The sequence below is a fragment of the Caballeronia sp. ATUFL_F2_KS9A genome, assembly GCF_023630765.1.
GTDB classification, from domain to species: domain Bacteria; phylum Pseudomonadota; class Gammaproteobacteria; order Burkholderiales; family Burkholderiaceae; genus Caballeronia; species Caballeronia zhejiangensis.
Genome location: NZ_JALQEK010000002.1, coordinates 150,723 through 164,207 on the forward strand (window position 1 = coordinate 150,723; position 13,485 = coordinate 164,207).

10 protein-coding genes are annotated in these 13,485 nt (G+C 66.1%); 4 read left to right on the forward strand and 6 right to left on the reverse strand.

Going from position 1 to position 13,485, the window contains the following annotated elements; all coding sequences use genetic code 11:
- Window positions 1-118: 118 nt before the first annotated feature.
- On the reverse strand, window positions 119-3,196 hold the full coding sequence (gene ppc, locus NCS67_RS02950) for a phosphoenolpyruvate carboxylase (protein ID WP_250434109.1): 3,078 nt from the start codon (window positions 3,194-3,196) through the stop codon (window positions 119-121).
- Between the two features lie 335 nt (window positions 3,197-3,531).
- On the opposite strand from ppc, the gene hemC reads away from it, so the two are divergent.
- From hemC to NCS67_RS02970, 4 genes are all read left to right on the forward strand, one after another.
- Window positions 3,532-4,539, forward strand: coding sequence for a hydroxymethylbilane synthase (gene hemC, locus NCS67_RS02955; RefSeq protein ID WP_008351000.1), 1,008 nt, complete (start codon window positions 3,532-3,534; stop codon window positions 4,537-4,539).
- Window positions 4,539-6,608 carry a fused uroporphyrinogen-III synthase HemD/membrane protein HemX gene (gene hemDX, locus NCS67_RS02960; protein WP_250434119.1) on the forward strand — a complete coding sequence of 690 codons (2,070 nt, stop codon included), beginning with the start codon at window positions 4,539-4,541 and terminating at the stop codon, window positions 6,606-6,608. The genes hemC and hemDX overlap by 1 nt, the downstream gene beginning before the upstream one ends.
- The gene (locus tag NCS67_RS02965; RefSeq protein ID WP_008350996.1) at window positions 6,608-7,801 is read left to right on the forward strand and encodes a heme biosynthesis protein HemY; all 1,194 of its coding nucleotides are present in this window, start codon (window positions 6,608-6,610) and stop codon (window positions 7,799-7,801) included. The genes hemDX and NCS67_RS02965 overlap by 1 nt, the downstream gene beginning before the upstream one ends.
- 188 nt (window positions 7,802-7,989) lie before the next feature.
- Window positions 7,990-9,567 (forward strand): GDSL-type esterase/lipase family protein, encoded by a 1,578-nt coding sequence (locus NCS67_RS02970; protein WP_244807788.1) that lies wholly within the window; start codon window positions 7,990-7,992, stop codon window positions 9,565-9,567.
- 19 nt (window positions 9,568-9,586) lie between these two features.
- Here the strand turns inward: NCS67_RS02970 and NCS67_RS02975 are convergent, their stop codons facing one another.
- The 5 genes from NCS67_RS02975 to trxB form a co-directional block, all read right to left on the reverse strand.
- Window positions 9,587-9,910, reverse strand: a complete 324-nt coding sequence (locus NCS67_RS02975) for a rhodanese-like domain-containing protein (protein WP_008350991.1) — start codon at window positions 9,908-9,910, stop codon at window positions 9,587-9,589.
- 54 nt (window positions 9,911-9,964) lie between these two features.
- Window positions 9,965-10,618, reverse strand: coding sequence for a protein-L-isoaspartate O-methyltransferase family protein (locus tag NCS67_RS02980; RefSeq protein ID WP_008350990.1), 654 nt, complete (start codon window positions 10,616-10,618; stop codon window positions 9,965-9,967).
- A 143-nt stretch (window positions 10,619-10,761) separates the two neighbouring features.
- Window positions 10,762-11,382 carry a trimeric intracellular cation channel family protein gene (locus tag NCS67_RS02985; RefSeq protein WP_008350988.1) on the reverse strand — a complete coding sequence of 207 codons (621 nt, stop codon included), beginning with the start codon at window positions 11,380-11,382 and terminating at the stop codon, window positions 10,762-10,764.
- Window positions 11,372-12,208, reverse strand: coding sequence for a Smr/MutS family protein (locus NCS67_RS02990; RefSeq protein ID WP_008350985.1), 837 nt, complete (start codon window positions 12,206-12,208; stop codon window positions 11,372-11,374). Before NCS67_RS02990 ends, NCS67_RS02985 begins: the two co-directional genes overlap by 11 nt.
- Before the next feature lie 156 nt (window positions 12,209-12,364).
- The gene (trxB, locus tag NCS67_RS02995) at window positions 12,365-13,360 is read right to left on the reverse strand and encodes a thioredoxin-disulfide reductase (protein WP_284504039.1); all 996 of its coding nucleotides are present in this window, start codon (window positions 13,358-13,360) and stop codon (window positions 12,365-12,367) included.
- Between the last annotated feature and the right edge of the window lie 125 nt (window positions 13,361-13,485).

The following is a 13,485-nucleotide window of genomic DNA, read 5'->3' on the forward strand; positions in this document are numbered from 1 at the left end:
ACTGCCCCGCACAGGGGCAACGCCAATAGACCGACACGAAATCGGGATCCGCCGAAACCCACGCATACATCGAGGCAACGTTGCATCCCGAACCAAAACGCCCCGCCAAGGGAAGGCATCAGCCGGTATTACGCAACCCCGCGGCAATCCCGTTGATCGTCAAATGAATCCCGCGCCGCAGCCGCACGTTCTGATCGCCCGCGCGGTGACGCTTCAACAGCTCCACTTGCAAGTGATTGAGCGGATCGAGATAAGGGAAGCGGTTCTTGATCGAACGCGCGAGCAGCGGGTTATCCGAAAGACGATCGATCTTGCCGGTAATTTCGCCGAGCACGTCGCACGTGCGCTGATGCTCCGCGACGATCTTGTCGAACACGGTCTTGCGCAGCTTCTTGTCGGTGACGAGCTGCGCATAGCGCGACGCGACGGCGAGATCGGTCTTCGCGAGCACCATGTCCATGTTCGACAGCAGGTTCTTGAAGAACGGCCACGTCTTGTGCATCTTGCGCAGCGTCGCGAGACGTTTCGCGCGTTCATCGTCGGAACCGGCGCGGTCGAGATACGCCGTGACCGCGCTGCCGAAGCCGTACCAGCCCGTCAGCAAGAGACGGCACTGGCCCCACGAGAAGCCCCACGGAATCGCGCGCAGATCCTCGATCTTGCGCTGCTTCGGATCCTGCAGCTTGCGCGACGCCGGCCGGCTGCCGATGTTCAGCTCCGCGATCTCCGAAATCGGCGTCGACAGGAAGAAGTAGTCGGTGAAGCCCGGCGTCTCGTAGACGAGCGCGCGATACGCGGCCATCGCGGAATCGGAGAGCGTCTGCATCGCCGCTTCGAATTGCGGCAACTGCGCGGGCGCGTTCTCGTGCGGCAACAGCGATGCTTCCAGCGTCGCGGCGACGACCGTCTCCAGATTGCGCCGCCCGATTTCCGCGTTCGCGAACTTGCTCGCAATCACTTCGCCTTGCTCGGTCAGGCGGATTTGCCCGTCGACGGTGCCGGGCGGCTGCGACAGAATCGCCTGATACGTCGGGCCGCCGCCGCGTCCGACCGTGCCGCCGCGTCCGTGGAAGAGGCGCAGCGTCGTGCCACGCTCCTTGAACAGCGTGACGAGCGCCAGTTCCGCGCGATACAGCTCCCAGTTCGACGTGAGGAAACCGCCGTCCTTGTTGCTGTCCGAATAGCCGAGCATCACTTCCTGCTCGTTGCCCTGATTTTCGATGAGCTTGTCGATGCCCGGCAGCGCGAAGAATTCGCCCATGATGACCGGCGCGTTGCGCAAGTCGGCGATGGTCTCGAAGAGCGGAATGACCATCAGGCCGTCGCGCGGGGAATCGTCCTTCGCGCCGAGATAGCCTTGCAGCACGCCCGTTTCCTTCTGCAGCAACATCACTTCCAGCAAGTCGCTGACGGTCTCCGTATGCGAAATGATGTAGTTGCGCACCGCGCGCGCGCCGAACTTCGCGCGCGTCTCGCGGGCCGCTTCGAGCACGCCGAGCTCGCTTTTCGCGAGATCGGAATAGTGCGCGTAGGGAAGGCGCAGCGGGCGCGGCTGCGCGAGCTCCTTCAGCAGCACTTCGCGCTTCTGCTCTTCGGTGAGCGACGCGTAATCCTCGACGACGCCCGCACGCGCGAGCAGCTCGCTCACGACGGCCTCGTGAATGTCCGAGCTTTGCCGCAGGTCGATGCTCGCGAGATGGAAGCCGAACACTTCGGCGGCGCGCGCGAGCGGCGACAGACGCAGGCTCGACATCGACGCGCCGTGATGCTCCGCGAGCGAATCGATCAGCACGTGCAGGTCGCGCACGAATTCGGAGGCATCGGCGTAGGGCGTCGCGCGAATCTGCGGTGCGCCCGGACCCGCGCTACGCACGGTCACGACGCCTTCGCCGAGCCGCACGCGCGCGCTCGCCGCAAGCCGCGTGTAGATGCCGATGAGCGCGCGCCGATACGGCTCGTCCTTGCGATGCGGCGACTGGTCGGGCGAGGCATCGGCGAGTGCTTTCAGGGCATCGCTCGAACCGGCGAGCAGGTCCGACACGGACAATTCCGCGCCGAGCTTGTGCGTCTCTTCCAGATAGTGTTCGAAGATGACGATCGCCTGACGCGTGATCGCGTTTTCGAGCGTTTCGCCGGTGACGAACGGATTGCCGTCGCGGTCGCCGCCGATCCAGCTTCCCATCTGAAAGAACGGCGGCAGGCGCACGGGCAGGCCGTGTTCCGCGAGCGCGGCTTCGATATCGGCGTAGAGCGCGGGAATTTCGGCGAGAAAGGTCGCGCGATAGTAAGACAGCGCGTTGTCGATTTCATCGGCGACGGAAAGGCGCGCGTCGCGCAACATGCGCGTCTGCCACAGCGACGTCACGCGTGCGCGCAGCACCGCTTCGTTCTGTGCGCGTTCGCGCGCGGTCAGTTCCTGATCGCGCTCGGCGAGCAGACGCGCGATATCGTGTTGCGCGTCGAGAATGCTCTTGCGCGAGACTTCGGTCGGATGCGCGGTGAGGACGGGCACGATCAGCGCATCGCCGAAAAATCTCTCGAGCAGCTTGCGCGTCGCGCTGATGTTCTTGTGCTCGCGCATGCGCTCGATCGCATACGCGATGGTGCCCGGCTGCGCACCCGAGCCCGCGAGCGCGTGAATGCGCCGCCGGCGATTGTGATGGCGGTCTTCGGCGATGTTCGCGAGATGCGAGAAGTAGCTGAACGCACGCACGACCGACACCGTCTGTTCCGGCGACAGCGCGCGCAGCTTCTTTTCGAGCGTCTGGGAGGCTTCGACGTCGTCCTCGCGGCGGAACTTCACGGCCGTCTGACGAATGGCCTCGACGACCTCGAACACGGCGTCGCCTTCCTGCTCGCGCAGCACTTCGCCGAGCACACGCCCGAGAAAGCGGATGTCTTCGAAGAGCGGGCGGTCCTTGTCGTCGCGCGTGCGGCTCGCGGGCTTCGGGGGCTTCGCGGCTTTCGCGACGGCCGCGCCGTTGGGGCGCGGCGTTTTGAGCTTCGTCGGCGCGGTCTTGGTCGCGATGGCTTTCTTCGCGAGCTTCGGCGCGATGGCCGCTTTCGAAGCCTTCGCGGCCGTCGCGGCCTTCGTCGTGACGATAGGCGACGACGCCGCGCGCGGCGCGTCGGAGGAGGAAGACTTGGGCAATGCGGCGTTGCGGCGCGCCGGGCGAGCCGATCCGGATGACGTCACGTTGGGTTCCTCTCGAAAGCTGCGAAGCCAGGGTACATCGACATGATCCGGCGACCTCGACGGGCGCCGCATCGGCAGAAAATCGCGGGCCGCGCGAACGGCCGTGCGTCAAACCGGCGACAGCATGCCGCGGCATTCTTCGCGCCCCGAAGCGTTCATCGCGCGCGACGCGGCCGGGGCCGTCGTTCACGCCGCTACGAACACACCACGGACGCCCCGAAAGGCGCATCGGACAAGGCTCTCGCGCGCTGCCCGGGTGTCGGTGGACCTTGGCGTGCGTGCTACCATTGTTCGCTAATGTCTATTCATCCATCCCGTCATTCGATCGAGCATCAATGAATTCCGAGACGCATTCAACGACACCGCCCGCGAGCATCATCATCGCTTCGCGGGAAAGCCGGCTTGCGATGTGGCAAGCCGAGCACGTGCGGTGTGCGCTGCACAAATTATATCCATCTTGCGACGTGAAAATCCTCGGAATGACGACGCGCGGCGATCAGATTCTGGATCGCACGTTGTCGAAGGTCGGCGGCAAGGGTTTGTTCGTGAAGGAGCTCGAAGCCGCGCTCGCCGAGGGCCGCGCCGATCTCGCCGTGCATTCGCTCAAGGACGTGCCGATGGAACTGCCCGAAGGCTTCACGCTCGGCGCCATCATGGAGCGCGAAGATCCGCGCGACGCTTTCGTGTCGCCGCATTACGCATCGCTCGATGCGCTGCCTGCGGGGAGCATCGTCGGTACGTCGAGCCTGCGCCGCGAGTCGATGATTCGCGCGCGCTTTCCTCATCTCGAAGTGCGGCCGTTGCGCGGCAATCTCGATACGCGTCTCGCCAAGCTCGACCGCGGCGAGTACGCGGCGATCATCCTCGCGGCGGCGGGTTTGAAGCGTCTCGGTCTGGAAGCGCGCATCCGTGCGCTGCTCGATCCGTCCGAGAGCTTGCCGGCAGCGGGGCAGGGCGCGCTCGGCATCGAGATTCGCGCGGACCGCGCCGATCTCGCCGCGTGGCTCGCACCTTTGCACGATGAAAACACCGCGCTCGCGGTCGAGGCGGAACGCGCGGTGTCGCGCGCGCTCGGCGGCAGTTGCGAAGTGCCGCTCGCCGCGTACGCCGTATGGCGCGACGGCGCGCTGCATCTGCGCGGGGCGGTGTCGATGCCCGACGGCAAGCGCGTGCTGCGCGCGGAGGAAAGCGTGCAGGCGCCCGATCTCGCCGCCGCGCTCGCGCTCGGCCAGCGCGTGTCGTCGGATCTCGAAGCGCAAGGCGCGATGGATATCGTCGCCGCGCTCAGCACCATGTCGCGCGCCGACGGCCCGAACACCGCGCCCTCGGGGCCGAAGTCCTGATGGCGAGCGAGCGCCGCGCCACCGTCGTCGTCACGCGTCCCGCCGGACAGTCGTCCGCGCTGCTCGCGCTCCTTGCGAGCGCCGGCTTCGACGCGCTGGAATTTCCGCTCATCGATATCGCGCCCGTCGCCGACGATGCGCCGCTGCGCGCCGCGCTCGACGAGCTTTTTCTGCCGCCGGAAGCGCCGGGGCGCTATGCGCTCGTCGTGTTCGTGTCGCCGAATGCGATCGATCATGCGTTCTCGCGGCTCGCCGCGCCGTGGCCCGTCGATTTGCCCGTCGCGGTCGTCGGTCCGGGCTCGGTCGCGGCGCTCGCGCGTCAGGGCGTGCACGCGCCGTCGCATCGCGTGATCAGTCCGTCGGCGCAAGCGCTCGATCCGCGCTTCGATTCCGAGGCGCTCTTCACCGCGATCGAAGCGCATTTCGGCACGAACGGTCTCGAAGGCAAGCGCGTGCTGATCGTGCGCGGCGACGGCGGCCGCGAATGGCTCGCCGAGCGGCTCGCGCAAGCAGGCGCGCGGGTCGAAAAGGCCGCCGCCTATCGCCGCGTGTTGCCGGAACCGTCGATGCAAAAGTGGGAGCGCATCCACGAATTGCTGGCCGGAGAACCGCACGCGTGGCTGCTGACAAGCTCGGAAGGCGTGCGCAATCTCGACGAGCTCGCCCACGAACATCTCACCGCCGACGAAATCGTGCTGCTCAAGCGCGCGCCGCTCGTCTGCCCGCACCCGCGCATCGCCGAGGCCGCGCGGGGAGCGGGTTTTGATAGGATTACGGTGTCCGGCGCGGGCGATGAGCGCATCGCGCACGCGCTGGAAGCGCTGTTCCCGCTCCAACGCGATCCGGAGGCTCACGCGCACGCGAGCGCATCGGCTTCGATAAATTCCTCATCCGCGCCGACGGACGCCAATCCGGCCACCGCGCCGGCCCAACAAACGGCTCAATCACGCATGACTGATTCGAACGATTCCAAAAAAGCTTCACCTCAGCCGAACGTGACACCGCCCTTGCCGCCGAACACGCCTTTCACGCCTTATGAGCAGCAGAAGAAGAACGGCGGCGCGGGCATCGTGGTGTTGTGGTTCGTCGTCGTCATTCTGGCGGTGGCGGCGGGCGCGGGCGCCTTCGTCCTGAACCGGAAGTTCGAGCGCACCGACGCGCAACTGTCGCAGCGCCTCGCCCAGTCCGACGAGCAGAACGCCGATCTGCGCGCGAAGGCCGATCAGGCCGCGAGCGCGACCACCGCGTTGAACACGCAGATCATCCAGTTGCAGGGCAAGCTCGCCGATGCCGAAGCGCACAGTCAGGCGCTGCAGCAGCAATATCAGGATCTCGCGAGCAATCGCGACGACTGGACCGTCGCCGAAGTCGAGCAGATTCTGTCGAGCGCGAGCCAGCAGTTGCAACTCACCGGCAACGTTCAACTCGCGCTTTTCGCGCTGCAAAGCGCCGACACGCGTCTTGCCGCGACCACCGGTCCGCAGGTCGTCGCGATCCGCAAGGCGATCGCGCAGGACATCGACAAGCTGAAAGCCACGCCGACGACCGATCTCACCGGTCTCGCGATCAAGCTCGACACGGCCATCGACCAGATCGACCAGTTGCCGCTTTCGGGCGAGGCGCCGATCGCCCGCGCCCGCGCGCAGGCCGCCGAGCCGGCCAACAGCGCGTCGATCGCGGCGGCGACCGGCGAGCCGCGCTGGAAGGTGCTATGGCATCAGATCACGAACGGCATCGGCCAGCAGTTGTCGAGCCTCGTCTCGGTGCGCCGCATCGATAACGCCGATGCGATGCTCACATCGCCCGATCAAGGTTATTTCGTGCGCGAAAACGTGAAGCTGCGGCTGCTGTCCGCGCGTCTTTCGCTGCTGTCGCGCAGCGAGCCGACGCTCAAGTCGGACCTGCACGCCGCCGACGCCGCGCTCGGCCGCTACTTCGATGCCTCGTCGAAGAAAGTGCAGGCCGTGCGCGAGCTCGTGAAGCAGGTCGATCAGGCGTCGCTCGCCGTCGCCGTACCGAACCTGAACGCGAGCCTCGCCGCCGTCCATCAGTTCAAGCGAGGCGGATGATGACGATTCGTGGACTCATCTGGCTCGCGCTGCTGTTCGCCGTCGCGGTGATCGTCGCGACCGTCGGCGGCTTCAACAACGGACAAATCCTGCTCGTGATACCGCCGTATCGCGTGGACATGTCGCTCAATCTGTTCGCGGTCGCGCTCGTCGTGCTGTTCATCGTGCTGTACGCGATCATCCGCGCGGTGCGTGGCGTCTGGAAGATGCCGTCGCGCGTCGCCGCGTATCGCACGCGCAGCAAGATCGCGAAGGCGAATGCGTCGCTGCGCGATGCGGTCGGGCATCTGTACGCCGGACGTTTCTCGAAAGCCGAGAAGGCCGCGCGCGATGCGTTGTCCGTCGAAGACAACAAGGGTGCGGCCGGGCTGATCGGCGCGAACGCGGCGCATCGTCTGCACGAATATGCGCGCCGCGACGAGTGGCTCGCGCAGGTTTCCGGCGCCGACTGGCAGGACGCGCGCCTGATGGCCACCGCCGACATGCGCGCCGATGGCCGCGACGCCGACGGCGCGCTCGTCGCGCTCACCGAAATGCAGGCGCAGGGCGGCCGGCGCATCCACGCGCAGCAAATCGCGCTGCGCGCGCAGCAGCAATTGAAGAACTGGGGCGAAGTGCTGAAGCTCGTGCGGATGCTGGAGAAGCGCGAGGCGCTGCATCCGGCGGTCGCGGTGCGGCTGCGCCAGGTCGCGGCGGAAAATCTGCTGCGCGATCGCCGGCATAACCCGGACGCGCTGCTCGAACTGTGGCAATCGCTGTCGGCGACCGAGCGCCAGTCGCCGCGTCTCGCCGATCTCGCCGCGGAACTGCTGATCGCGCTCGATCGTCGCGCGGAGGCGAAGAAGATCGTCGAAGACGCGCTCGCGCACAACTGGGACGCGCGGCTGTTGCGGCGTTATCCGGACTGCATCGTCGGCGGCGACGCTTTCCCGCTGATCCAGCGCGCCGAAGCGTGGCAGAAGGAACGCACCGAAGACGCCGACCTGCTTTTCACGCTCGGACGTCTCTGCCTGCATCAGCAGTTGTGGGGCAAGGCGCAGGCGTTCCTCGAATCGGCGCTGAAGCTCGCCGACAACGAACCGCTGAAGATTCGCACGCATCGCGCGCTCGCCCGTCTGCACGAACAGCTCGGCGACGCGGACAAGGCCGCGGAACATTACCGCGCAAGCGCGCTGGCGATGAACGTCGTCTGATTGCGCTCGCCTGACGCGTTCAGGAACGGGCTGCACGGGCGCGATGCTCATGCAGCCCATTTTTTTTTCGCACGCGCTTTCCGGACCGGCGTTTTCGCGTTGTCTGTACGCCACCGCACGGCCGATGCGCGGGCAAGATGGTCTAGTTTCCTTCCACCGATACGAGGATCGAAAGAAAAGGAGGCGGCGTGAAACGGGCGCTACACACGTTGATCGGGCTTGCGCTCGTCGTTTTTCTGTCCTGGCCCGATACGTCGCATTACTTCGCGCAGGGCGTTATCACGTCCGCGCCGTGGACCGGAACCTGGGCCGCCGCGCCCGATGTCACCGCCGACCGGGGCTTCAACAATCAGACGATTCGCCACGTCGTGCGGACGAGCATCGGCGGGACGGCGGCGCGCCTGACGTTCTCCAATCTGTTCGGCACGCAGCCCGTTACGCTCGGCGACGTGCATGTCGCCCGTCGCGCGAGCGGCGCGCGGACGATCGCCGGCAGCGACAAGGCCGCGACCTTCAACGGGCAGACTTATGTGACGATTCCCGTCGGCGGCACCGTCCAGACCGACCCCGTTCCGTTTCAGGTGCCGGCGCTCGCGGACATCTCCGTGAGCTTCCATATTCCGTCGCAGACGCCGCCGGGATCGACCGGGCACGTCGAGGGCTTGCAGGACAACTGGATCGCACCGGGCGACGTCAGCGCGGACCCGGCGTTCACGGGCGGCGTCGTGAACGCGGCGGGCGAGCAGTCGTACTATTTCCTCACCAATGTCGATGTGATGAACGCCGCGGCGACGGGCGCGGTGGTCACCTTCGGCGCGTCGATCACGGACGGAATCGCGTCGACGCCCAATACGAACCGGCGCTGGCCGAACCGCCTCGCGGAGCGGCTGATCCGCTCAGGCATGACGGTCGGCGTGCTGAATCAGGGCATCAGCGGCAACGATTTCTTCACGAACGGTTCGGGCCAAGCCGGGCTGACGCGCTTCGCCCGCGACGTGCTCGCGCAGTCCAACGTCAAATGGGTGATCGTCTCCGACGACGCGGTGAACAATCTCATCAGCGGCAATCCGCCGAGCGCGCAGCAGCTCATCGGCGCGTATCAGCAACTCGTTCACCAGGCGGCTGCGGCGAAAGTGGGCCTGATCTGCTCGACGCTTACGCCGTTCGAAGGCCTCGACGAATGGACGCCCGAGATCGAGAACACGCGCCAGACGGTGAACGCTTATCTGCGCAGCAAGAGCAGCGGTTGCGATGCCGTGCTGGATCAGGCCGCGGCGCTGGGCCACCCGGCCGGCGCGCACGACTCGACGGCGTTCGCGCGCGCCTACAACAGCGGCGACGACCTTCATCCGGACGATGCCGGCATGCTGGCGATCGCCAATGCGGTCGATCTGGGCTGGTTAGCCGCGCTGCCGCCGATCAACGCGCCGACGGCGTGCGGGCGCATCGCGATGGGCGAAGGCCTTGCGGAAGGGCAATCGATCGCGGCGTGCAGTGGAAACGTGCAGGTGAACTTGCGCGGCGACGGCTATCTCGTCGCGGTGAAGGATGGCGCGACGATTTGGTCATCGCAGGTGAGCGGCACGCCGGGCGTCGAACTGCGCATGCAGGAGGACGGCAATCTGGCGATGTACGACAACAATGGCGCGACGGTCTGGCAGACGCACACGTCGGGGCATCCGGGCGCCTACGCGACTATCTTGCCGAACGGCTATCTCGTCATCTTTTCGGCGCGCGGCACCGCACTCTGGTCGAGCGAGGGATGAAGCGCCGCGCCGAGCGCTTTCAGTACGTCGGAACCGACGGATCGACCTGACGCGACCATGCGTCGATGCCGCCGTAGAGATTGAACGTCTTCGTGAAGCCGCGCGATTCGAGGAACATCGCGACCTGTGCGCTGCGCGCGCCGTGATGGCAGATGCAGACGATCTGCGCTTCGTCGTCGAGTTCTTCGCTGCGTGCGGGGATGTCGCGCATCGGAATCGACACGATGTTGTCCATCTTCGCCGTCTGGATTTCCCAGGGCTCGCGCACGTCGAGCAGAACGGGAGCGGGGCGCGACGAATCGGCGAGCCACGCGGCGAGTTCGGGTGCGGTCAGGTTTTGCATGGAGATTCCGGCAAGATGCGCGCTACCGGATAAGGCCGGCAGCGCGCTTTCGGCTTAGAACTTGAACTGCGACGGATGCACCGCGTTCTTGAGCGGCGCGACGAGCGTTTCGAAGACATCCGACACGCGGAACTGCTTTTCGTCCACGCGCGTGATGATCTGCGCCTTCATGACCGGCGCCGAGCCGACGAACGCCGCGATGCGCCCGCCGATCTTCAGCTGTTCCAGAAATTCCTGCGGCATGACCGGCAGCCCGCCCGACACGCAGATCACGTCGTAAGGCGCGCCCTGATTCCAGCCGAGCGCGCCGTCGCCGGTGATCACGTCGACGTTCGTCACGCCGTTCGCCGCGAGGTTCTGCTGCGCGAAAGCGGCGAGCTCCGGCGAGATCTCGACCGTCGTCACGCTGCGGCCGCGGTGCGCGAGCAGCGCCGCCATGTAGCCCGAGCCGGTGCCGATTTCCAGCACGGTTTCGCCCTTGTGGATCGCGAGTTCCTGCAGGACGCGCGCTTCGACCTTGGGCGACAACATGCGCTCGCCGCCAGGCAGCGGAATTTCGAGATCGGCGAAAGCGATGTTGCGGTACGCGGCGGGAACGAAGTTCTCGCGCTTGACGATCGCGAGCAGGTTCAGGACGTCCTGGTCCAGCACTTCCCACGGACGAATCTGTTGCTCGATCATGTTGAAACGCGCTTGCTCGATGTTCATGTTCTGTGTGCGTGATGGCGACCGGAGCGGCTTGCATCGCGGCCGGATGCGGGGCTAGAAAACTACGCGATTGTAGCAAATCGAAGGGTTTTCCCGCCTGCTTTGCGCCCGACCTGCGCCCGACGCGCTGGCCTCTCGTGCGGCTAATGCGGCAGGCGGATATCGAACTTGAAGGTGATGAGCCGCGCGATCAGGATGAACGCCGTCGAAAATAGCACGTTGTAGATCGTGTCGACGTCGAGCCGTTCGAGCCCGAGATACATCCAGCATCCGGCGAACGCGCAGACCGCGTACGGGCGCGAGTCGCGCAGGATCAGCGGAATCTCGTTGCAGAGCACGTCGCGCAGCACGCCGCCGAACACGCCGGTGATGACGCCCATCATCGTCGCGGTGAAGGCGGGCATCTGGGCGTCGAGTGCGATCGACGTGCCCGACACGCTGAAGAGTCCGAGCCCGATCGCATCGGTGACGAGCAGCGCGCGCTGGTCGAAGAGGCGTGACGTGACGCGCAAAAAAAGCGGCGCGAAGATCGCCATCGCGAAGATGAACAGCACGTAGTCCTGATGCTCGACCCAGTAGAAGGGCCGGCGCGAGAGCAGCACGTCGCGCACCGTGCCGCCGCCGAACGCGGTCACGAGCGCGACGAGAAACGCGCCTACCGCGTCGAGCCGGCGCTTGCGCGCCTCGATGAGTCCGGAGAAAGCGTACGCGAAAATCGCGAGCGCCTCCATGATGGTGATGGCGAGGGTGAGTCTAGGATGCACTGTCCGGCCCCGGATTGCTGTTCTTGCCGAGGCTCCGGTCCTGCGACTTGTCCTGCGGATGATTGTGATGACGCGGCGTGCCGCCCGGCTGCAGCAGCACGAGCACCGCGCCCGCGCCGCCGTCGTGCGGCCGCGCCTGACAGAACGCAATCACCTCCGACTTCTGCACGAGCCACGCGCGCACCTTGCCCTTCAGCACCGGCTCCTTGCCGATGGACCCGAGCCCTTTCCCGTGAATGACGCGCAGGCAGCGCAGCCCGCGCTTCACCGATTCGCGGATGAACTCCGCGAGCGCCTCGCGCGCTTCCTCGCGGCGCATGCCGTGCAGATCGAGCTGCGCCTGCACGATCCACGCCCCGCGCCGCAGCTTTCTGACGACTTCCTGGCTGACGCCCGGACGATAGAACGACAGCGTTTCGTCGATGTCGAGCAGGCTTTCGGGATCGTATTCGTCGGAGAGCGCTTCCTGCAGCACCGCTTCTTCGTCGCGGCGGCTCTGCAGCGGCACGGGCGGCGGCGGTACGCGCGTGACGGTCGTGCGCGGCGGCGTCTTGAGCGGCTCGATTTCGCCGATCGCGCGACGAAACTCGTCGGCATCCGCGACGGCTTCCCGCTCGGCGCGCGCCGCCGCGACCCGCTGGACTTCGCGCTTTTCGGCGTCGGCCTTCAGCGCGCCCTTCAGCGACGACAGACCCGACAGGCCTTCGCGTTTCACGGCGGCGGCGACATCGCGCGCATCCACCGGTTTTTGCGCGGGCGCGGCCGGGCGCGGCGCTTCCTTGCGACGGACTTTCGGTTCGTTCGGATGAGGGAGATTCTTCGGCATCGTTCGGCCAGCGGAATGGGTCGGGGATCGGACTCGGCGCGCCGCGCGCCGGCGCCGCCGCGTGAAACGACGGCATGCGCGCGCCGAAACGAAAACGGGCCGGCGGAGTGAACCGTGGCCCGTCGTTGCTGCATTCTAGCGGCTCGCGCCGCCCGATCAGCGGTCGGCTTCGTGGCTCATCGAATGCGGCGTCGGCGTTTCGTCGATGGTTTCGAGATAACGCTGCGCATCGAGCGCGGCCATGCAGCCCGTGCCCGCGCTCGTGATCGCCTGGCGATAGACGTGATCCTGCACGTCGCCCGCCGCGAACACGCCGGGGATGCTCGTCGCGGTCGCGTCGCCGCTCGTGCCGCCCTTCGTGATGATGTAGCCGTTCTTCATCTCGAGCTGGTTGACGAAGAGATCGGTGTTCGGCTTGTGGCCGATCGCGACGAACACGCCTTGCAGCGCGATGTCGGTCGTCTTGCCCGATTGCGTGTCCTTGATGCGCAGGCCGGTGACGCCGGACTGATCGCCGGTGACTTCGTCGAGCACGTGATTCCACTTGATGTCGACGATGCCTTCCTTCTCCTTCGCGAGCAGGCGGTCGATGAGAATCGGCTCGGCGCGGAACTTGTCGCGGCGATGCACGACCGTGACCTTCTTCGCGATGCCCGCGAGATAGATCGCTTCCTCGACGGCCGTATTGCCGCCGCCGATCACCGCGACTTCACCGTTGCGATAGAAGAAGCCGTCGCACGTTGCGCACGCCGACACGCCCTTGCCCATGAACGCTTCTTCCGACGGCACGCCGAGATATTGCGCCGATGCGCCCGTCGCGATGATGAGCGAATCGCAGGTGTACTCGCCGGAATCGCCGATCAGACGGAAAGGGCGCTCGTTGAGCTTCGCGGCGTGGATGTGATCGAAGACGATCTCGGTGTTGAAGCGGCGCGCGTGTTCCTCGAAACGCTGCATCAGTTCGGGGCCTTGCACGCCCGACGGATCCGCCGGCCAGTTCTCGACGTCCGTGGTGGTCATCAGCTGGCCGCCCTGCGCGAGGCCGGTGATGAGCAGCGGCGACAGGTTCGCGCGCGCGGCGTAGACGGCGGCGGAGTAGCCGGCGGGGCCGGAACCGAGAATCAGCACTTTGGCGTGTTTGGGCGAAGACATGATGATGGTCCGTTATTGATGGTTTCGGATGCGCGCCTCGAGGCGCGCGAGCGATTGCCTGCGACGCAGCAATCTCGACGCCCGGTACATCCGATGAACCGTATTTGAGTGCAAAACAACGATTA